The sequence below is a fragment of the Staphylococcus arlettae genome, from assembly GCF_002902345.1.
Classification (GTDB): domain Bacteria; phylum Bacillota; class Bacilli; order Staphylococcales; family Staphylococcaceae; genus Staphylococcus; species Staphylococcus arlettae.
In genome coordinates this window covers 354098-375512 of sequence record NZ_PPQB01000010.1, presented here as the reverse complement: position 1 = coordinate 375512, position 21415 = coordinate 354098, and the positions used below count along the sequence as shown (strand labels likewise).

Below are 21415 nucleotides of genomic sequence, written 5' to 3'. Positions count from 1 at the left end.
CACTGCTTAATTGATATTGCGTTTTTACAGTATCTTTAAATCTTAAAGCAAAGTTAAATTATATTTATTTCTATTTCTTTAATTGTTTGTCTCATTAATTTGATGCCAAATAGGTTTTGAATAAATAATAATTTTAATAAAATAACTGAGACTATAAGTAATCTGCCATTATTAAGACAAAATTTGTTTTCGACAAGTTCATAAACAACACTAATAATTTTAGTTTAATATTGACACTATTTTGAGACAGCTACTGCGGTAAATGCACGAGCCGAAGATTACAGGCTGAGGCAGTGCCCACGGAAAGCGTACACAAAAAACTGTCAACAAAGTGAAACAGATGGAAGTTAATTAACTTCCACCTGTTTTATTTATTAATTATGACCATGTTTGAATCTGAGATAACTGTTAAAAATAGTACAATGCTCATGCTTTTTGCAATTATTATAATCTAGGACCATTTTGTTTGTATTGTTCTAAACTAGATAGCTTTAACAATAACATTTGAAATAATAAAATATCTTCTTGTGATAAACTTTGGCATCTTGCTTCAATTAATGCTACCCTACTGTCGTTAATTTGCTGAATTAATAACTTTGATTTTTCTGTAATAATTAAATCTTTACAACGTAAATCTGTTTTATTTTGTATACTCATAATATAACCTAATTTGCATAATTTTTTGATCCACCTAGAAACAATTGATTGTTCTTTATTAAGTTTCATAGTTAAATCGTATTGCGACAGCTTTGAGTAATCAAATAAAATGGAAAGTAAATCAATATGATCTGGTGATAATTCTGTACGTTGACTCAAATGCCTACTTACTAAATTCAACTCGTTACTCGTATGTGTGATTAATTTTTCTAGTTGTCTATACATAGTTGACCATCTCCACTATATAATATTTATTCTATACTATTTTTAATAGTTTTAATTATAAAGATATTCTATCAAATGCTCAATAATAATCTACATTCATGACATAATTGTTGCATTTCGTATCCAATTTATAATAAATTATAAATAGCGAGCTTTTACTAAAGGAGAAGAATCATGACACAAATTAAAGAAAGAGACTTCTTTTTCGACAATGCACGTGCATTGTTAATTTTTTTAGTTGTATTTGGCCATTTATTACAACCTTATACTGAATCAGATACTTTTTTAACGTCTCTCTATCTAACTATTTATAGCTTTCATATGCCTTGTTTTTTATTCATATCAGGCTATTTTGCTAAAAAAGCTGGTCAACCAGGATATTTAGAAAAGGTTTCTAAAAAGTTACTTGTTCCTTATTTTATATTTTTTGCATTCTTCTCTTTATATTATTATTTTACAGGTAAAGAAGATAATGTCACACTCGATCCTTTTGATCCAGTATTTGCATTATGGTTTTTATTAACACTTTTCTTTTTCCATATCATTTTAGCGTTAGTTAAAAATTATAAACCATATTTTGTTTTACCTATTGCAATTATAATTGCATTATTTGCTGGTTTTTCAGATGATATTGGTAATTATTTAAGTTTTTCCAGAACTATTATTTTCTTCCCAATATTCTACCTAGGCTATTTATTTAAAAAAGAACATACACAAGTATTAAGAAACAAAAAGTTCATCCCACTATCAATTCTAGTGTTGATTGTCTTTTACATAGGCTATACCCTTCATCCTATTAATTCCGATTGGTTGTTAGGCAGTTCGCCTTATACTTCTTTAGAAGATGAAGAAGGTTTGTACAGTCCACTTAAAAGGTTGTTTTTATATTTCACTATATTAATAACAATGTTTTCTTTTTTAAATTTGGTACCAGAAAAGAAAAGGATTTTTACCTATATTGGAACTAGGACATTGCAAGTGTATTTATTACATGGATTGTTTATTGGGATTATTAGAGGTTTCAAAATTTACCCATTTAAAGATCCTACGTCCTTCTTAACCTATATTTATTTAATTGTTGTAACATGTATTATTGTCTATCTATTGTCTTCATACAAAGTTGCAAAATGGACAAATCCAGTAATTAATTTAGAGAAGCCTTCTAATTTTAAAGGTTAATATTTTACCGAATTGTAGTCTTAGAAAATATGTTATGATAGAAATAATTTGAAATATTCAAATTATACATAACTATTATCAAATTACAATTCGGTATTTTATTTTGAGGTGAAAAAAATGAAACTTTCATTAAACGATCGCGCACAGTATTTAAGAGCACCTAGTATTAGACAGTTTTCTAATCGGATGAAAGATATAGAGGACTGTGTCAATTTAACTATAGGTCAACCTGATTTTAATATGCCACAAGTCGTAAAAGATGCGTATATTAACGCGATCAATGAAGATATGACAAGCTATTCTCATAACAAAGGTTTAATAGAGACACGACGTGCTGTAAGCCAATATTTTTATCATAAATATAATTTCCAATACTCTGAAGAAGAAATTATTATTACAAATGGTGCGAGTGAAGCGTTAGATACATCATTAAGAAGTATTATAAACATTGGGGATGAAATATTAATTCCTGGACCCATTTATGCTGGCTATATACCTTTAATTGAAACGTTAGGTGGCAAACCCGTTTATATAGACACAACTCACAGCAACTACAAAATTACACCTGAAGCGATTGAACAACATATCACAGCTAAAACGAAGGCAATATTACTTAACTACCCTACCAATCCTACTGGCGTCACTTTAACTTTTAACGAAGTCGAAGCGTTAGTAACGACTTTACAGCAACATGAGTTATTTATTATCAGTGATGAAATTTATGCGGAAAATACGTTTAATGGTACGCATACATCATTTGCACAATTTGACAGCATTCGTGATCAACTGTTATTAATTGGTGGTCTAAGTAAATCACATTCTGCTACTGGCATTCGGATTGGCTTTTTAATTGGTCCTGAATATTTAATTGAAAAACTGACGTTCATGCATGCCTATAATTGCATTTGTGCAAATGTACCTGCACAAGTCGCTTGTATAGCTGCTTTAAACGAAGGTTTAGAGGCGCCTCAATATATGAACGAAGCTTATATTGAACGTAAAAATTATTTAGTTCAAAAATTAGAATCACTTGGTTTTGAATTAGATGCTCAACCCGAAGGAGCATTTTATATTTTTCCTAGTATTCGCAAGTTTACAGACAATGACTTTGAATTTTGCGTCCAATTATTAGAAGAAGCTCATTTAGCCATTGTACCTGGATCATCATTTACTGATTATGGTAAAGGACATGTTCGAATATCTTATGCATATGACTTAGAAGTTTTAAAAGAAGGCATGCGTCGATTAGAACACTTTATCGCTGAACATTATAGTGCTGTATAATAAAAAACAACCCTACGCTTAAGCATTGTAGGGTTGTTTTTTATTATGTAATATTGGACTACATAGTCACATGAAAGTTATGATTCATTGGAATTTTCTACTACATTAATTTGTGTGAATTTTTTTAATATTTTGTGATATTGACGCGTATCTTCTTCTTCCATATCAAATTGATTAAATACTTCTTCTGAAATTTTATTAAAATGTCGTTTTAACTCAATGCCTTCAGCTGTCAACTGAACCTTCACACGTCGTTCATCTTCTAGTGTTCGTGTACGTTGGATTAGATTTTTCTTTTCCAATCGTTTAATTATTGGGCTTATCGTCCCTGAGTCTAAATATAATTTTTCGCAAAGCGTTTTTATATAGATTGGAATATTATTTTCTATATACAGCAACACAATATAATTGGGGAAACTAATATTATATTGCTTTAAATATTTGTTAAAACGATTAACGAATTCTTTAGTAGAAACATAAAATAAAAAGCATAGTTCTTTTCTTGCATCTTCTCCGTATTCATTATTCATCGACTACTCACCTCATTAATTATAATATAATATCTAAATTAATGTGTGTCAAATATATATTTTAATTAAAACAAAATTCATTAAATTAAGTGTTAATTTTTTTATATTTATTTATCTGGTTGCTAATTCAACTATATTAAATTCATAAAATTATTAGTACATATTTAATTTAGTTAAAATAAAAAGCTCGAAGGTAGCATTTTCCACCTTCGAGCTTTTCTGTATTGATTTATGGGAATTTTGGAAATTGATCAAAATCAGGATCACGTTTTTCTTTAAACGCATCACGGCCTTCTTTTGCCTCATCCGTTGTATAGTATAATAATGTAGCATCGCCAGCCATTTGTTGTAGACCTGCTAAACCATCAGTGTCAGCATTCATAGCAGCTTTTAAGAAACGTAAAGCAGTCGGTGAATGTTGCATAATTTCTTCACACCATTTAACAGTTTCATCTTCAACTTCAGCTAAAGGTACTACAGTATTTACTAAGCCCATATCCAATGCTTCTTGTGCATTGTATTGGCGACATAAGTACCAAATTTCACGAGCTTTTTTATGTCCAACGATACGCGCTAAGTAGCCTGAGCCATAACCCGCATCAAATGAACCAACTTTTGGACCTGTTTGACCGAAAATAGCGTTATCTGCAGCAATCGTCAAATCACATACGACGTTTAATACATTACCGCCACCGATTGCATATCCTCTAACCATTGCAATAACCGGTTTAGGAATAATTCTAATTAAACGTTGTAAATCTAACACATTTAGACGAGGAATTTGGTCGTCACCTACATAACCACCGTGTCCACGTTTTTTCTGATCTCCACCTGAACAAAATGCTTTATCGCCTTCACCAGTTAAAATAATAACTGAGATACGTTGATCATCTCTAGCACGTGTAAATGCATCTATCATTTCTTGTACTGTATTAGGTGTAAACGCATTACGTACTTCTGGACGATTGATCGTTACTTTGGCAATACCATTGTAAAATTCATATTTAATTTCTTTGTATTCTTTAATTGTTTCCCACTGTCTAGTCATTTTGCTCCTCCTTATTTAAAAAACCTACTACTATTTTATCAAATTCTGAAGCATCTTCCACATGAATTGTATGTCCAACGTGTGGAACTTCATAAAATTTGCTGCGTGGTATTAAATTAGTCATCTTATTACCGATGGCAACAAACTTTTGATCTAACGCTCCTGCCAATATAACAACAGGAATATCAATTTGTGTTATTTCTGACCATAAACTAGGCATATAGCCACTGCCATAGTCTCGTAAAGCTTTGGCCAATTTATACGGATCTTGATTCATTCTCATATTACGTATTCTTTTACGTATTGGCTTTTCAAGATCATATTGAGTGTAAAAGAGTGGAAGTTTTTCCCAATCATTGACAAATATTTCAAGGCCAGCAATTTCCAAAACTTTAGCTCTAGCATTATCGACATTTTGACGCTCTTCGCGCTCACTGTCAGTTGCGATGCCAGGAGAAGTACTTTCTAAAATAAGCCCTGTAAGTGCCATATTACCGTATAAAGCATAATATAAGGCGACTCTACCGCCCATAGAATAACCATGTAAGTAAATATTATAACTTGCATATAGTCGGATAACTTCATCTAATTGTTGTGCAATAAAATCAAAATCCCATGTCACATCATTCGCTGAAATATCATCTCCATGCCCTGGTAAATCAATTGTTAAGACATTTGCATGTTGATTCAAAGTATCAATATGGTCATCAAAACTTGAATGATCACTTATAAAACCGTGCAATAATATTATTAAATTATTAGTAGTTATTTGTGCACCATGAAAATTATAATGTAGCATTGATAATGTCCCCCAATTTTTGATACAAGGTTTGATGTTGTAATTGATTGGAGTCTCTCTCAGTTATAATTTCATAAATATGTGAGCCAAATTGCGATAATGATTCATATTTAAAATCTGCCATTGTTTCAAATTTATGGAACGCAAAATCATACAATAACGCTGTATGCTCAAAATTCAATCCTGTTGGCGTACCAAATAATCGTTCAAAATAAGGTTCTGCAGCATTTTTTTGAGGTAGATAAGAAAAGATGCCACCACCATCATTATTCAGTAACACGATATTTAAATTAATATTATTTAATTTAGCCATTAATAAGCCATTCATATCATGATAAAATGCTAAATCACCTATTAGTAATGTAACTTTTTTGTGGACAGCCATCCCAATCGCTGTCGAAACAACACCGTCAATACCGTTTGCGCCTCGATTCGCATATACTTCAGCTTCACAATTAATGTATAAGTTATCAACATCTCGTATTGGCATACTGTTACTTACAAATAATGCATCTTTATCAGTCAGTTTATCCAGTAAATGACCCACATATGCACCTTCATCTGTAGCTGACTGTATATAATCTCTCACTTCATTTTGTGCACGCACTTCTAACAACTGCCATTTTTCTAGCCATTGTTTACGTTCTACAGTCACTGTTTCTGATAATTGTCTAAAGAAATCATTCGCTGACATTTCATAAGAAATATGCGGTGCTATTGGAAAAGCATCTGGTCGATCATTATTTTGAATCAAAATTTGATATGCAGATGTTTGAGTCAACCAACGATTAATAACTTTGGAAATAACTGGTTTTCCTACACGAATTATAAAGTCTACCTCAAGTTCGAGACCCGCTCTAAACATCAAATCATACGTACTAATTACATTTGGATGTTTAATTTTTCTTAATTGACTTAAAGGGTCTGCCAGTATTGGTAAGTCGTGAATAGTCGCATATGTTAAAATTTGGTCTACTTCTTGGTGTTGCATATCTCCTACCAAAATAAGACCGCGTTTCTTTTTAATAATTGTCGCAATTTCATTTAGTGTTGTCGTTTTTTGATAATGTGGTAAAGCTTTATTATCTGACGTTAACCAACTCACCTTTGTTAAATCTGGTGTAAGTGGTTCCCTAAACGGCAAGTTGAAATGGATTGGTCCACGATGTGGTCCATATAAATGTTGACTTGCTTTTTGCATTTGAAAAGCAATAGTATCCATCATTTTTTCACTATTTTCACCACTGTCAACAAGAGGAAAATCAAACTGGTATTGGACATAGTTTTCAAACATTTGTATTTGATTAATCGCCTGTGGTGCGCCAATGCCTCTCAATTCATGTGGTCGATCACTTGTGAGTAATACTAAAGGCAAACGACTGATTTGACTTTCAGCCACTGCTGGAGTGTAATTGGCAGCAGCAGTGCCTGAAGTACATAATACAGCTACAGGTTTCTCGCTACCCTTCATCAAACCTAAAGCAAAAAAAGCCGCGCTTCTTTCATCTGGATGTATCCATGTTGTTAATTTAGGGTGAGCTTCAATTGCTATAGCTAATGGTGTTGAGCGCGAACCTGGACTAATAACAACTTCTCTTATGCCATATGCATATAATTCCGATGCCAAAGTATAAACTTGTTTAGTTAAGGCTTCTACATGTTTAGTCATTTCCATCTACTCCTAATGCTCTCATCATTGGTGTGAATTTAACTGCAGTCTCTTCAACTTCACTATCTGGATCTGAATCATGTACAATTCCACAACCAGCAAATAAAGTTGCTTGTTGATTTTTTATCAACATTGAACGTATCGCCACAATAAACTCACAATCATCATACATATCAATAAAGCCTACTGGTGCTCCGTATAATCCACGCGTACCAAATTCATTTTTTTCGATATAGCTAACCGCTTCATCTTTCGGAAAACCACCTAATGCTGGTGTTGGATGTAAATGATCTATAAGTCCAATATAAGATTCATTTGTCAACGTTCCGTTTATCTCTGTAAGTAAATGGTACAGGTGATCATTTGTTAATATTTTAGGTGATTCATTGTAATTAACTTCATTGACATATGGTTTAATATCATTAAGTATGCTATCCACAACAAATTGATGTTCATTTAAATTTTTAGTGTCTTGTAGGAATTGTTCAATATTCCTCAAGTCCTCTGCTTCATCGTGGGTACGCTTAATTGTACCTGCAACTGCTTTCGTATAAATCACATCATTTTTTACTTCCATTAACTGTTCTGGTGTTTGTGAGAAAAAGATACTATCTTCTGATTCCAACACAAATAAATAGCTATTTCGTTCGGATTGCATTGCTTGATTTAAAATAAATGGTATTTTAATTTGTTTTTCAAATTGAATCATACGTTTACGAGCTAGCACAATTTTATTGTTTTCATTTAATTGTGCAATAGTATCACGTACTAAATCACGCCATTCTTCTTTATAAATATCTTCTATACGTTTGACCTTCCCTAAGTCATCGTGTATAACTGTCGTATTTTGTGTTAAATGTTGAATCACAGCATTAAATTTAGCTAATTCAAATGTTGCTCGTTTTGTAGTATAAGTAATATAAGTACTGCCTTCTGTCATAGTTACTAATACTTCGGGCAAAATAAAATGATTAATGCCAAATTGACGCCATTCATCGCCTGATTTGTGTGATGAAAACTGAAAACCACCACAAATCTTTAAGTGATGTTTATCTGAATTCGGATGTATAAGCTCTATATCATTTTTATATTTTTCCCATTCCCGGAATATAGATTGTTTATTTTCGAAATCATTTTTAAACCTATTAATAGCGCGATAACCAAAGAATGACATCGTATTATCATTTTTTTTGAAGAAAAATCGGTCGTCAGCACTGTCTTCAGTTATTTGGAATAACATTGTCGGGTCCAGTTCATAGTCTATTTTGGCTTCTACCGAAACCCATGTACGGCTACTATCGTATACAGCTGAGACAATTTTGTCTTCCTTGACGTCCACAGTCATCTAGTTCACTTCTTTCATAATTCTAATTTACTCATTAGTATATTGTACCATCTTTCACAATGTGTGTACGCATTCTTGCTTAATTCTTACATAAGAAACTTTACGTAATTTGACCTTTAATACAACTTCTATTAAAATTACTTTATTAAAATATAAATAATAGAATAAGAGGTAATTAAACTATGGCTTCTCAATATCAACAATATTCAACTGTGAGAAAGTATTGGCAACTTATGAGACCTCATACACTTACAGCAGCAATTGTTCCAGTCTTAGTTGGTACAGCTACTGCAAAAATATTTTTACTAGGTAGCGAAGACCACATTAAAATCAGTTTACTTTTAGCCATGCTTCTAGCTTGTTTATTAATTCAAGCTGCAACAAACATGTTTAATGAGTATTATGATTTTAAAAAGGGTCTAGATGACCATACATCAGTAGGTATCGGCGGCGCAATTGTTCGCAATGGAATGAGTCCTAAGCTAGTCATGAATCTTGCAATTGCTTTTTATATTATTGCCGCACTACTCGGCATATATTTAGCTGTCCAAAGTTCGTTCTGGATTCTACCTATTGGTCTAGTGTGTATGGCAATTGGATACTTATACACAGGTGGCCCTATGCCAATATCTTGGACACCTTTTGGAGAATTATTCTCAGGTGTGTTTATGGGCGGAATAATTATACTTCTTGCCTTTTTTATCCAAACTGGCAACCTACAAACGTTAGTAGTATGGATTAGCGTACCAATTATCATTACAATTGGCTTAATCAACATGGCTAATAACATAAGAGACCGAGTTAAAGATAAAGAAAGTGGACGCTTAACTTTACCTATTGTTTTAGGTAAAGCAAATTCCATCCGCTTCTTAGCATTAATGTACATTGTTGCTTATGCGTTTGTCGTTTACATTACATTTTTCATACCTGGTGGTTCAATTTTCTTTTTATTAGCTTTACTGTCATTTCCATTGCCTGTTAAAGCAGTTCGTAGGTTTAAAAAGAATGATACACCTGCGACAATGATGCCAGCTATGGCAGCTACTGGTAAAACTAATACATTCTTCGGAGTGTTATATGCGTTAGGTATTTATATAAGCGCACTTCTTGGAGGCATTTAAGTCTTAAAATTAAGTGTCTCTCAAATGTTATACATCAACCAGCGCGAGAGTGCTAAATCAAAGTAGTTATCTTTGATTGGTACTCTCGCTTTTTTGTTGATTTATTGTTGGTAAATCATATGTCTGTGTTTATGACCATATAAATCGATATCACTATCAGTGACGAAACCAAATTTATTGTAGACATAAAAAGCTCGTTCATTGTGATAATCACAATTTAAGCTCCATTTTTCGTGTGGTGCTAGATCAATTACATATTGTATTAATTGTGTAGCGACACCTCTACCACGATAATTAGGAAAAGTTGCGATTGTTTCAATGTAGTATTCATCATCTTTTGCTTCTTTCATAGGCATTGGTGTGCCTAATGCAGCAACATCATGATCTAAGTCCATGTCTAACCATGCCTTTTCATATTCCAATTCTTTCTCCCCTGGATATGCAATTAAACACCCTGCTACATTGCCATCGATTTCATATACCCATATATTATTTAAATTTCCACGATATGGTACTTCGACTATGCTACGTTCAAGAATTGACAACAATCTTTCTCGCTCTACAAATTTCACCATATCTACTTCTAATTCATCCCATATGATATAACACAGTTGTGCAATAGCTGCTTTATCTTTCGCTTCTGCCTTTCTTATCATTTTTATATCTCCTTTTGCCTAAATTCTTTATCCTTTTCATTATATAATAACTTGAACTAGTAATTGAAATAATTAACTATCTATCTTTAAAAACTATTGTTATTATGACAATAAATGTTATTAATCTTCTTTTGTAAGTAATATTGTTATAATAAAGAAAAAGAAAGAAAGGGTTTTTAGAATAATGAAAGTTAACAAAGTTATTTATGTAGTTTTAGCCTTTTTCCTTGGTTGGATAGGAGTTCATAAATTTTATTCAAATCAAGTACTACAAGGTATAATGCACATCATCTTCTTTTGGACCGGCATTCCATATATCATCGCTATAATTAGTGGAATTATTACGATATTTTTCAAAAAAGCAGATGATGAAGGCATGATTTACTTCCCTTAATTTACATGATTACTATTTAAAGTTTAATTTTTATAGACTTAACTTAAAGAATTTGGGTAAATAAATAATATTGAGTTGTAACAACTTAGGAGGTATAAAAAATGCAACAAATTATACAACGTGTACTAAGAGCAGTAGCTGTTAGTTTTATCATTAGAGGCATAAAACGCTTATTTAGCAAAAAAAATAACAAGTAATAAACACACCCCACCCTTTGTAGCACTTAATGTGACTCAAAGGGCTTTTTTGTGTAATATCACACCATGACTATGTCATTAAATTACAATAAAAAGCACTGAATGCGTGCATAATGACGACCATTCAGTGCTCTTATCATAGTATTAATTAATGTTCATGATTTCTTTCTTAAATTGTTCACCTTGTTTTTCAATTGTTATCAAGTCACTATAGATGGCTTCATCTGCATCATAATAAATCACGTTATTTTGTACTACTGCTTCATTATTTTTCCACATATCTGAAGTTGTAAATTCTGCTTTTGATTTTTTACCATCAGGCGTAGGAATCATTAAATAATCTCCTGCATAGTCATTAAATTTTTCTTTAGGTACTTTCATAAAGCGTTCTGCAGGCATAGCTTTTTGTGCCTCAGGATCTTGTTTTACTTTAAAACCATCATATAATGTGTCACTGCCTCTACCAAAACGTGGTCCAAATTGATAAATGTCTTTTTGTTGAATATCCATTATTGAAAATGTTGCATCATTACCGATGTGTTTTTTGATCTCTTTACCATCTTGTTCTAATTTTTTCGCAACTTCATTAGCCTGTTGCTTAGCTTTATCTTCTTTATTAACAAGTTTACCATATTCTATATGTGTTTCTTTATAATCTAATTTTTGTACTTTAATTGGTACTGTTGGTGCAATTTTAGAGAATTTTTTATTATTTTTATTTTCTTTATATGTAATAATTAAATCTGGTTTTAATTTAGCTACAGCTTCAACATCTTCTGGATTTACCTTTTTCACTTTACTATTCCCTAGATATTTAGAATCTGGAAAAGCATTCGTAATCGCTACAGGTTCAACCCCTAACTTTTTCAAACTACCATAATTTGCAGTTAACAATACTATACGTTTAGGGTTTTTAGGTATTTTCACTTTGCTATCATCTGTAGTTGTATATTCTCTTTGCTCATTTTCACTTTCTTTTTTATTGCCACAAGCTGCTACAATGAAGCATAAACATAATGCTATTATTAATAATTTCTTCATATACTTTACCTCTTTTTTTATCCATTATACCTTTAATCGATAATAATTATCAATATCATTTAAAGTTTTTGACTCGAATTATTTTCATCTTAACTAAAAAAGTCTCTAAAAATGTAAATATACCTACTTATTCCAAATTATAACTCCGCAGAGTGCTTAACTTTTTTAAATTCCTTCATTTAGACTTTAAATTGAAAATCAAATCTTATATACTATTTTACTGTCCATAATATTATTTCAAACAATATATAAATACTCTGGTACTATGTTAATAACTTATAGCTAATTTTTTATAATTATGCTGTAGATACTGCTAGTTTTATTGCCGTAACAATCATATATTGTTGATTTTTTATAGTGATAAAATAGCTTAATAACTTACAATATGGTGTTGGGTTACCGATACTTACGAAAAACAGAAAGGATTTAAAAATGATCTATACAATAACTTCAACATTGCCATTACAACATGGCGGAAGAACAAAAGCTTTACTGAATAGAATAAAATTAATAGATCAAGCTTTAAATATCAATACAACAATTTTAACAACTAACTATAATTCCAATTATAACGATATTTATAAATCATATTTAGAAGATGAAAAAATAACAACTAATACTTATTTTGAAAACATTTATGACTGGTTAGCAGATTATAAATTACTTATTGAACCCACTACTGATAATCCCAATCAACTGACTTACCATGAAACGCCTTATGAATTATCAGGTTTTACTTCAGAAATTTCAAAAGACAAAAGCATCGTACGGTACTACGATAATGAAACGTATGTTTTATATAGACGCTATTATGACAATACTAAAGTAGTTAAATTTGAAGACTATATGTCCCCTATCAGTAAGAAAAAAGTTCAACGCTGGCAATATAATAAAAATGGCATATTGCACAAAAAAGTATATTACGCACCCAAATCTTCTCAAAAAATATTAGAAGAATTTTTCGATGTTTATGGTGCTATTTATTGTATGAAGTTTTTTGAAGATAATGCAGACAATGACTTAAGCTTTATCCAGACGTACAAGGATAAACAGCCACATAAAACTTTCACTTCAGAAAAACAATTATTTCGATATTATTTTGATTGCAAGTTCAAAGATGGCGACATAATATTTAATGATGCACGCTTATTGGATGCACCACTATTAAAACAAACAAAGCGTACTAAAAATATTTTAGTATTTCACAGTAGTCATCTTGGTAAACACAATATAAAAAGCTCATATAAATATGCTTTAAAAAACGCTGACAAAGTGACACAATACATCGTTTTAACACACCAACAAAAAGCAGATATTTTAGCCAATAATGTTATAACTGAAAACAAAATTTCCGTTATACCTCATTTCATTAAACCCGTAAATATAGATACACAGCTACCACAACAAAATCGTTTCATATTTATTGGACGATTGGTACCTGAAAAACAAATAGAACATATTATACATGCATACAAAAAATTCATAGCTAAAGGATACTCGACTACATTAAGTATCTTCGGTAGTGGCGACGCCAATTATAGATCATATATAGAAACACTGATTGATTATTTAGAGCTACAACAAAAAATAACAATTAATGAACATACAAATAACCCCATACAAGAACTACAACAATCCAAAGCTTCCCTTCTTACAAGTCAATATGAAGGCTTCGGTTTAACCATAATGGAAAGTATAGAAGTTGGATGTCCTGTTATTTCATATGATATTAGATATGGTCCATCCGAAATCATAACGCATGGTGAAAACGGATTTTTAGTCGAAGCCAACAATATAACTGAATTAACAGAATACATGACGAAGATCATTGACTCACCACTCAAAAGTGTTGAAACGACATCAACAGTAAAATATGACACCGCTATAAATAATTACAAACAACTATTTTCTCTATTAAATGATGCTTAATAATCATCATTTAACATAATAAAAAAACCATCCATTTCGAATATGGATGGTTTTTTATGGGATTACTTCAGTATTAATTGATAGAATGCTAAATCTAGCCATTTATCAAATTTATATCCTACGCTTTTAATGTTACCACACGCAACAAAGTTGAATTTTTCATGCAATTTGATACTTCCTTCGTTAGTAGCATCTATGCCAGCAACAATAGTTTTATATCCTTTATACTCTATCTCTTTAATTAATTCAGTTAACAGCTTAGAAGCTATACCTTCTTTTCTAGTATTAGGATCAACATATATAGAATGTTCCACAGTATTTTTATATGCCGGCCAATCTCTAAACGAGCCATATGTAGCAAAACCAACGACTTCATTATCTTTCACATACACCAGTACAGGTTCATTTTTTGCAAGTTTTTGCGCATACCATTCTTGTCTATTCTCAAGTGTTACTGGATCATAAGAATAAACAGCTGTCGTATTTAATATCGTATCATTATAAATTTCAGTTATATTTTGTATGTCTTGTTCATGGGCCTGTCTAATCATTTTATCACTCCTTGCACATCATACTACTGAAACCAAATATCACGTGCAAATTTGTGTGAGATAAACTGACATTATTCACATGACTAATACATCATATTATTTGATATTCAAAATTAGCTTTATAACTATAAATGTAAAGTAATTAAAGTGGAAGTTATAATATTTATCACCCTACATTTTATTAGCATTCGCTGTTTCTTAACATTTGGATAAAAAAAGAACGTTGCGTTAACAACGTTCTCACGATAATGTGAAGTATTCATAGTAAATACTTACATGTTATAACGGAAACGGAGGGATTCGAACCCTCGCGCCGCTTTCGCGACCTACACCCTTAGCAGGGGCGCCTCTTCAGCCAACTTGAGTACGTTTCATATGGCTCCACAGGTAGGACTCGAACCTACGACCGATCGGTTAACAGCCGATAGCTCTACCACTGAGCTACTGTGGAATAATATGTGTCTCTCATCAAGCACAAATATAATTATATCAATTACACATAAATTTTCAAGTGTTAATGTTAAAAAAATATGCGGAATATTTACACTAATTTAATACTTTATTCCGCATATTTCATTTTTACAAGTATTTCTTTATTTATGTTCAAATAATGAGTACTTAGCTAATGCTTCATAAATATTTAATTGCGGTTTAGTATAATCGATTGGTGCATCTGGATCAAAAGTAGCAATCCTTGCTGCTCTATCCATCATATAATAGTAATAAATGGCGTTTAAATATTGATGCCTCATACTATGTGCAGAAATATCTATATTGAGTGTTTGCTCATCAACAAAAGTAATTTTGCATTTTCTGTCTTTTAATCTCTTTATATGTTGTACATAATGAATATTAATCCAAGCATTTTCATCTTTTCTGTCAGAATGGGTAGGAAAAAAGTAAGTAGGAAATAGCGGTGTAAATAATATCGGCGGTTTACTGATAATTCCAGTAATTCTAATGGTATCTTCTTTTTTAAAGTGATAGCTACTGCCATAAAAACGACATGATCTCTCAATAATTTTGTGTGTTCTATCTTTTACTTCTTCTATCTGTTGTTTATATTTTAATATTCGCGTCCCTCCATATTTTCTTTCTTTAGTGTCAATGGGTTGTATCACCATGTCTCCTTTCTTAATGACATATTTACTAAATATTGTAATCGCCTCCTCAGCTATTAATTAACAATATATTATAGTATTACTATTTTAAAATCAATTGTTTATATTATTTTCTTCTTTAATATTTCCATTAATTAAATTCCAGGGATATTTGGCTGTAAAATTCTAACTTTTAAAAGTTTCTTTTTACACTTTTAAATTCTAAAAAGTCAGAATATTCGTTGATTTCAAAAAATAATGATTGTATAATGAAATTAAATATATAGAAAGGACGTGTTCAAAATGAAACACAACACAAATGTAAAATATAATACATTAGAATCTTTTGTTTCTACAATTAACGACTTAGGCATTGAACTTATTATAGATGAGTCACTGAGAAATGTTCGTAAAGAACAATTAGAAATTCTTATAGACAATGCACTTAAAAACAAAAATGAGAATGATTTCAAGCGCTACACAGAAGAATACAAAAACTTGGAGGAATTTCTCGTTGGCTAATTTATACTCCACACATTTAGAATAAAAGTCTATTCCCTACTTTTAAATCAAGTATGAGAATAGACTTTTTTTAATGTTATGACATCAATCTTATTAGTTCATATTTATCAATATCACCAAAATAATGATACAAATTAAAATCATCTAATGCTGCTTCAATACTTTCAAAATCATGTAAAGTGCCTGTCAATGCTTCTTCTAAATCTGTAATATCTCCCTCACCAAAGAAATCTCCAAATATTTTAGCATGTTCAATACGTCCTCGTTTTACATCGAATTTAATTTGCACAAAGCCCTTTTCAAATTTTTCTTCACGTTCAAAATTATACTTAGGATTTTTGCCATAATTCCAATCCCATGTACGGTACTTAGTATTGCTTAGTTCTTCTATTTTTGACCAATCGTCTGCAGTTAACTCATATTCTTCCACATCACTTTGTTCCCCAAAAATAGTTTTTAATATAATGGATTTAAAGGTTTCAATATCGAGTGGCTCATCTAAAAATTCAACGATATTAGCAACACGACTACGTATGGATTTAATACCTTTAGATTTAATTTTTGCCGGATTTACTTTTAATGCGTTTTGTACTTCATTCAAATCACTATTTAAAATCAAAGTACCATGACTGAACATACGATCTTTAACTTTAACCATCGCATTACCAGATATTTTAGCTTGACCTACTTGTATATCATTTCTCCCACTTAATTCAGCATTTACGCCGAGTTTATTTAATGCTTCTACAATAGGTTCGGTGAATTTTTTGAAATTATGAAAACTATCACCGTCGTCATTTGTAATAAAACTAAAATTTAAATTGCCTGTATCATGATAAACTGCTCCACCGCCAGATATTCTTCTTACTACATCTATATTATGTTCATCAATATAAGGCTTGTTAATTTCTTCAATCGTATTTTGATTTTTCCCAATTATAATTGAAGGTCTATTAACGTAAAATAAAAAGTAGCTATCATCATTAGGCATATTTTTTAACACATATTCTTCCATAGCTAAATTCATAGTTGGGTCTGTAATATTTTTATTACTAATAAACTTCATTGTATCTCTCCTTCTCCTAATATATACCCTTATCTTATTTATGCATTATTTTTATTAAAATTGCCAATTATATACTCGCATTTTTTATAATTATTACTCAATTCATTCATTTCACACGATATAATGGATATTTGTTTATTTGTCTTGTATTTTTTAGTACAATATATCTAGTTAACTATTCTAGGGAGGACTCAAAATGACTGTTGCAGAAGTAGGAAATATTGTAGAATTTTATGATGGTTTAAAAGGCCGTGTAGAAAAAATTAATGATAATTCAGTAATTGTCGATTTAACAATCATGGAGAATTTCACTGAATTAGACTTACCTGAAAAAACGGTCATTAATCATAAACGATATAAAATCGTCGACCAAGAAGGATAATATTATGAAATCAATTTCAAAAGCATTAGTGTGGTTTATCATTAGTTTTTTGGTCTTTCACGTAATTTTATATATTATGTGGGGCGAAAAGCAAGAGTATTGGTACCTCTATACTGGTATCATGCTAATTGCAGGCGTTAGTTACGTCTTTTATCAACGTGATATAGAATCAAAACGACTACTGACATCTATAGGTGTAGGTATTTTGAGTGGACTGACGCTCATTATCATTCAATTAATTTTTGCTGCTATATCATATGATTTGAAATATTCTGAGCTTATTAAAGAGCTTACGCGTACAGGTGTATATTTCAAGTGGCAAATGTTGGTCACATTATTATTTGTAATACCTTGCCATGAATTATATATGAGAACCGTACTTCAAAAAGAACTAATTAAATTAAATATACCAAATTGGTTAAGTATTATAATTACAGCACTTTGTTCAGCTTCATTATTTTATTACTTAGATAACTTATGGATAGTTAGTCTTATTTTCATTGTCCAAATATTATTATCTATTAGCTACCTCTATACACGTAGAATAGCTACTACTGTTATTGCACAAATTGTTGCTGTGGTGCTTTTACTTATTTTCCATGGTTAAATATTTCTGAATAATAAAAAGCGTATCCATAGTGGGTACGCTTTTTCACTTATAAATAAACTTTAAATTGTTGTTTTTGTTGTATTTGATAACTATCATTACTTAAATTATCAGCAATAAGATCATTCATAGTAATTGAATGTTTATCATGGATAACTGCATTTTCTAAATATGATTGGTAATTGCGGTAACAATAGTCAGTCATTGATACGCGATACATATGATTTAAATTAATATTGTTTAAGGTCACTCGATTGAATGGTTGTGCATTCATATCAATTGTATAATCCACGCCTTGCCAAAATGTACATAGCGTTTCATCGATAATTGTAACGCTTAAGGCATCATTTGAAAATTCAATATGTGCATAGCTGTATTCCAAAATATCTTTTATATGTTGTCCTTTAATTGTTAAATCCATAGGTACGTCTGGATGTGGATAAGCATTATATAATTCCGCATTTGTTACTGTTCCTTGTAATCCTGTTTCCCCACTCTTCGGTAAATGAACACAAGAAATATCTAAGTCATAAACTAATCTAATGCTATCATGTAACAATTGGGTAAAAGCATGGGGCTGTGTAATTACATCTTCGAGTCCATTTACTCCAGCTTCTAAGTTATGAGCAGTAATAATGTCGTCTGCCCAATATTCTACTGCTTTTCTATCGTAATACGTCTCTGTTAATAATGCTTTATCTTCTTCAAAATCATTTAAATCAATAATTTCAGAGTTAATACCTTCTAATTCAAAAGAACTTGTTCGTTTTTTAAAATCAACTTTAATATGTACTAATTTTTGAGCGTTTTGACCTGCTTGTACATATACTGTTTGGTCGTTTCTACCGACAAAAGTTTGATGCTGATGACCTGTGATTAATAAATCAATCACTCCTATATGTTGCATTATTTTTTCTGCTTCATTTACTTTTTGTTCTCTTTCATTCGTAGAAGTATTAAGCTGATTTAGACCACCATGATATATAACAATTAAAAAGTCTGGGGCTTCACTTTCATGAATATAGCTAATCCATCTTTTGGCAGAAACTAGTGTTTTTTCAATAACCACATCGTGTTCCATTTCAAAATATTCACGTTCCATTAATCCATCGGAAGTTAAACCAACGATAGCGATTTTAATACCTTCTATTTCTTTTATCGTATAAGGCGTTGAAAAATATGGTTCCTTAGTACGATTATATTCTATATTTGCAGATAACCAAGGAAACCTTGATAGTGATACTGCTCTAGAGAAAAATGACAACCCAAATTTAAATTCATTTGGGCTTATGCCACTCGCATCATATTCCATAGCATTCATAAGCTTAATCATCGGATGTCGTTTATACGGTGCTACTACTGCATAATAAAATGCAGCTAGAGAACCGGCTAAACTACCTCCACTATCTAGCAATACTACATTGTTATTGCGCTGTCTCATGTGTTTTACATATGTACCAGCGCGATAAATGTTAGATCCATGATGTCCATTTAAAAAATAACTATGCATATCCGAAGTCGCTATAATATCAACATTTATTTTTTCACTTTGTGTCATATACCTCGCCCCTTTATCACTCACAGTTTAACACGATTGCGCTATATTACGATACTAAAGTAATTAATTAACCGTGTTACTGATTAAAAAATGTGGACTCAATAACAATGTCAATATTACTTTTTTGACATTGCCACCTTGCCCACAAAATTATTAGTACAAATGACCTTATATTGTTTTTTAGCTTAGTCTAATATTAACCAATTTGAATACGTTCTTTTGGATAATGATACTTATCTGGTTCTTTCCTACCACCGAGCATAATAATAAAGCTAATCAATCCAACACGTCCTATAAACATGAGACCCATAAGTATTACTTTGGATGTTGAATGTAAATCGCTCGTAATTCCTAACGATAAACCACATGTTCCAAATGCTGACATGACTTCAAAAAACACTTCTAACAATGTCATTTCACTATTTTCAATGATTAAAATGCTGACAATACTAGCGAAAGTAATCAAACTAGCCATAGTGAAAACTGCAAATGAACGTTGTACATCCATCGCATGGATTTCACGATTAAATACTTTAATGGAAAACTTCTCTGAATTATTATTATAGTTAAGTAGAAATAAGATTAATATTGCGAATGTTGTTGTTCTTATTCCTCCTCCGACGGAACTTGGAGATGAACCAATAAACATCAAGAATCCCATAATGGCATTTGTACCTTCACTAAATTGACTTACATCAATAGTTTGTAAACCTGCACTACGTGTAGTTGAAGAATTAAATAGTGCATAGAATAAACTTTTATGCCAACTCATGTTCTGTAAAGCGTGATTATGCTCAAGTACTAAAATAATAATTACACCAAAAACGAATAAGAATAAGTATGTTGACGTTGTAATTTTAGTAAATAATGAAAATCTAAAATTAGGTATTCTATTTTTAATATACGCTTTCACTTCAAGTAACACCGGAAAACCTATTGAACCTAAAATAATTAAAAACATTACTATAGTTTGTACAAAGTAATCATTTGCGTAAGGAATCAAGGACTGGCCGGTTATATCTAAACCACCGTTAGTTGTTGCTGATACCGACACGAAAAAGCCTTGCATGATCGCATATGATAAATCCGGATTATCTCTGTAAAAATAAAATGTTAATAACATAGCTGCCACAAATTCAATAGCAAGCATTGTTTTCACAATATCTAATATTAATTTAACTGTACCACTCATCGTATCTTTATTATTATCCAACATAATGAGTTGACGTTCACGGATACCAATTCTTTTGCCTAAAACTACCCATAATAACGTCCCGATTGCCATAACACCGATGCCACCAATATTTAAAATCACCATAATAATGATTTGGCCAAAAGTCGAAAAAGTTTCGGAAATATTTATAGGAGTTAATCCCGTAACACTTACTCCGGATACTGCGACAAATAAAGTATCAATCGGTTTTACATCTACACCACTTTTATATACAAATGGTAAATTGAGTAATAAAAATGATACGACTATAGCAACGAGATAATACATGACAATCCCTTGTTGAGGGCTAGATTTTTTAAATAATTTATTAAAAATAGACAA

The 21415-nt window shown here is 31.1% G+C and carries 21 protein-coding genes and 2 tRNA genes; 8 read left to right on the top strand and 15 right to left on the bottom strand.

Annotation, left to right across the window (positions count from 1 at the left end; translation table 11 throughout):
- Window positions 1–444: 444 nt before the first annotated feature.
- A complete protein-coding gene (locus CD036_RS05570) occupies window positions 445–882 on the bottom strand; it encodes a MarR family transcriptional regulator (RefSeq protein ID WP_002510121.1) in 438 nt (145 codons plus the stop codon).
- Between the two features lie 174 nt (window positions 883–1056).
- Between CD036_RS05570 and CD036_RS05565 the strand changes: the two genes are divergently transcribed.
- Window positions 1057–2061, top strand: a complete 1005-nt coding sequence (locus CD036_RS05565; protein ID WP_103388144.1) for an acyltransferase family protein — start codon at window positions 1057–1059, stop codon at window positions 2059–2061.
- 117 nt (window positions 2062–2178) lie between these two features.
- Entirely contained in the window at window positions 2179–3345 is a 1167-nt protein-coding gene (locus tag CD036_RS05560) for an aminotransferase class I/II-fold pyridoxal phosphate-dependent enzyme (protein WP_021459254.1), read from the top strand.
- 77 nt (window positions 3346–3422) lie between these two features.
- On the opposite strand, the gene CD036_RS05555 is transcribed toward CD036_RS05560, so the two are convergent.
- From CD036_RS05555 to CD036_RS05535, 5 genes are all read right to left on the bottom strand, one after another.
- Window positions 3423–3875: a MarR family winged helix-turn-helix transcriptional regulator gene (locus tag CD036_RS05555; RefSeq protein WP_002510124.1), complete on the bottom strand. Its 453-nt coding sequence runs from the start codon at window positions 3873–3875 to the stop codon at window positions 3423–3425.
- Between the two features lie 229 nt (window positions 3876–4104).
- The gene (menB, locus tag CD036_RS05550) at window positions 4105–4923 is read right to left on the bottom strand and encodes a 1,4-dihydroxy-2-naphthoyl-CoA synthase (RefSeq protein ID WP_002510125.1); all 819 of its coding nucleotides are present in this window, start codon (window positions 4921–4923) and stop codon (window positions 4105–4107) included.
- Window positions 4916–5722, bottom strand: coding sequence for a 2-succinyl-6-hydroxy-2,4-cyclohexadiene-1-carboxylate synthase (menH, locus tag CD036_RS05545; protein ID WP_103388143.1), 807 nt, complete (start codon window positions 5720–5722; stop codon window positions 4916–4918). The genes menB and menH overlap by 8 nt, the downstream gene beginning before the upstream one ends.
- Entirely contained in the window at window positions 5709–7391 is a 1683-nt protein-coding gene (menD, locus tag CD036_RS05540) for a 2-succinyl-5-enolpyruvyl-6-hydroxy-3-cyclohexene-1-carboxylic-acid synthase (RefSeq protein WP_002510127.1), read from the bottom strand. The genes menH and menD overlap by 14 nt, the downstream gene beginning before the upstream one ends.
- Complete coding sequence (locus CD036_RS05535) at window positions 7384–8736, bottom strand: isochorismate synthase (RefSeq protein WP_103388142.1); 1353 nt, start codon at window positions 8734–8736, stop codon at window positions 7384–7386. The genes menD and CD036_RS05535 overlap by 8 nt, the downstream gene beginning before the upstream one ends.
- 182 nt (window positions 8737–8918) lie before the next feature.
- On the opposite strand from CD036_RS05535, the gene CD036_RS05530 reads away from it, so the two are divergent.
- Entirely contained in the window at window positions 8919–9857 is a 939-nt protein-coding gene (locus CD036_RS05530) for a 1,4-dihydroxy-2-naphthoate polyprenyltransferase (RefSeq protein ID WP_021459265.1), read from the top strand.
- Window positions 9858–9958: 101 nt separating this feature from the next.
- Here CD036_RS05530 and CD036_RS05525 read toward each other — a convergent pair whose 3' ends face one another.
- Entirely contained in the window at window positions 9959–10513 is a 555-nt protein-coding gene (locus CD036_RS05525) for a GNAT family N-acetyltransferase (protein ID WP_002510130.1), read from the bottom strand.
- A 184-nt stretch (window positions 10514–10697) separates the two neighbouring features.
- Here CD036_RS05525 and CD036_RS05520 point away from each other — a divergent pair, with 184 nt between their 5' ends.
- Entirely contained in the window at window positions 10698–10907 is a 210-nt protein-coding gene (locus tag CD036_RS05520) for a TM2 domain-containing protein (RefSeq protein ID WP_002510131.1), read from the top strand.
- Window positions 10908–11248: 341 nt separating this feature from the next.
- On the opposite strand, the gene CD036_RS05515 is transcribed toward CD036_RS05520, so the two are convergent.
- Window positions 11249–12145 (bottom strand): ABC transporter substrate-binding protein, encoded by an 897-nt coding sequence (locus tag CD036_RS05515; protein ID WP_103388141.1) that lies wholly within the window; start codon window positions 12143–12145, stop codon window positions 11249–11251.
- 432 nt (window positions 12146–12577) lie between these two features.
- Between CD036_RS05515 and CD036_RS05510 the strand changes: the two genes are divergently transcribed.
- Complete coding sequence (locus CD036_RS05510) at window positions 12578–14074, top strand: glycosyltransferase (RefSeq protein ID WP_103388140.1); 1497 nt, start codon at window positions 12578–12580, stop codon at window positions 14072–14074.
- A 62-nt stretch (window positions 14075–14136) separates the two neighbouring features.
- Here CD036_RS05510 and CD036_RS05505 read toward each other — a convergent pair whose 3' ends face one another.
- The 4 genes from CD036_RS05505 to CD036_RS05490 form a co-directional block, all read right to left on the bottom strand.
- The gene (locus CD036_RS05505; RefSeq protein WP_103388139.1) at window positions 14137–14625 is read right to left on the bottom strand and encodes a GNAT family N-acetyltransferase; all 489 of its coding nucleotides are present in this window, start codon (window positions 14623–14625) and stop codon (window positions 14137–14139) included.
- A 285-nt stretch (window positions 14626–14910) separates the two neighbouring features.
- Window positions 14911–14998: transfer RNA gene (locus CD036_RS05500), tRNA-Ser, on the bottom strand.
- Between the two features lie 3 nt (window positions 14999–15001).
- Window positions 15002–15076 (bottom strand) — tRNA-Asn (locus CD036_RS05495).
- Between the two features lie 142 nt (window positions 15077–15218).
- A complete protein-coding gene (locus CD036_RS05490; protein WP_031266496.1) occupies window positions 15219–15782 on the bottom strand; it encodes a competence protein ComK in 564 nt (187 codons plus the stop codon).
- A gap of 246 nt (window positions 15783–16028) precedes the next feature.
- Between CD036_RS05490 and CD036_RS05485 the strand changes: the two genes are divergently transcribed.
- On the top strand, window positions 16029–16247 hold the full coding sequence (locus CD036_RS05485; protein ID WP_021458870.1) for an IDEAL domain-containing protein: 219 nt from the start codon (window positions 16029–16031) through the stop codon (window positions 16245–16247).
- A 76-nt stretch (window positions 16248–16323) separates the two neighbouring features.
- On the opposite strand, the gene lplA is transcribed toward CD036_RS05485, so the two are convergent.
- Complete coding sequence (gene lplA, locus CD036_RS05480; RefSeq protein ID WP_002510137.1) at window positions 16324–17313, bottom strand: lipoate--protein ligase; 990 nt, start codon at window positions 17311–17313, stop codon at window positions 16324–16326.
- Window positions 17314–17509: 196 nt separating this feature from the next.
- On the opposite strand from lplA, the gene CD036_RS05475 reads away from it, so the two are divergent.
- Both CD036_RS05475 and CD036_RS05470 read left to right on the top strand, forming a co-directional pair.
- A complete protein-coding gene (locus tag CD036_RS05475; RefSeq protein WP_002510138.1) occupies window positions 17510–17695 on the top strand; it encodes a YkvS family protein in 186 nt (61 codons plus the stop codon).
- Between the two features lie 4 nt (window positions 17696–17699).
- Entirely contained in the window at window positions 17700–18302 is a 603-nt protein-coding gene (locus CD036_RS05470) for a CPBP family glutamic-type intramembrane protease (RefSeq protein WP_103388138.1), read from the top strand.
- Between the two features lie 49 nt (window positions 18303–18351).
- Here the strand turns inward: CD036_RS05470 and CD036_RS05465 are convergent, their stop codons facing one another.
- Together CD036_RS05465 and CD036_RS05460 are read right to left on the bottom strand one after the other, a co-directional pair.
- The gene (locus tag CD036_RS05465) at window positions 18352–19860 is read right to left on the bottom strand and encodes a bifunctional metallophosphatase/5'-nucleotidase (protein WP_103388137.1); all 1509 of its coding nucleotides are present in this window, start codon (window positions 19858–19860) and stop codon (window positions 18352–18354) included.
- Between the two features lie 196 nt (window positions 19861–20056).
- On the bottom strand, window positions 20057–21361 hold the full coding sequence (locus tag CD036_RS05460; RefSeq protein ID WP_369946164.1) for a TrkH family potassium uptake protein: 1305 nt from the start codon (window positions 21359–21361) through the stop codon (window positions 20057–20059).
- Window positions 21362–21415: the final 54 nt, after the last annotated feature.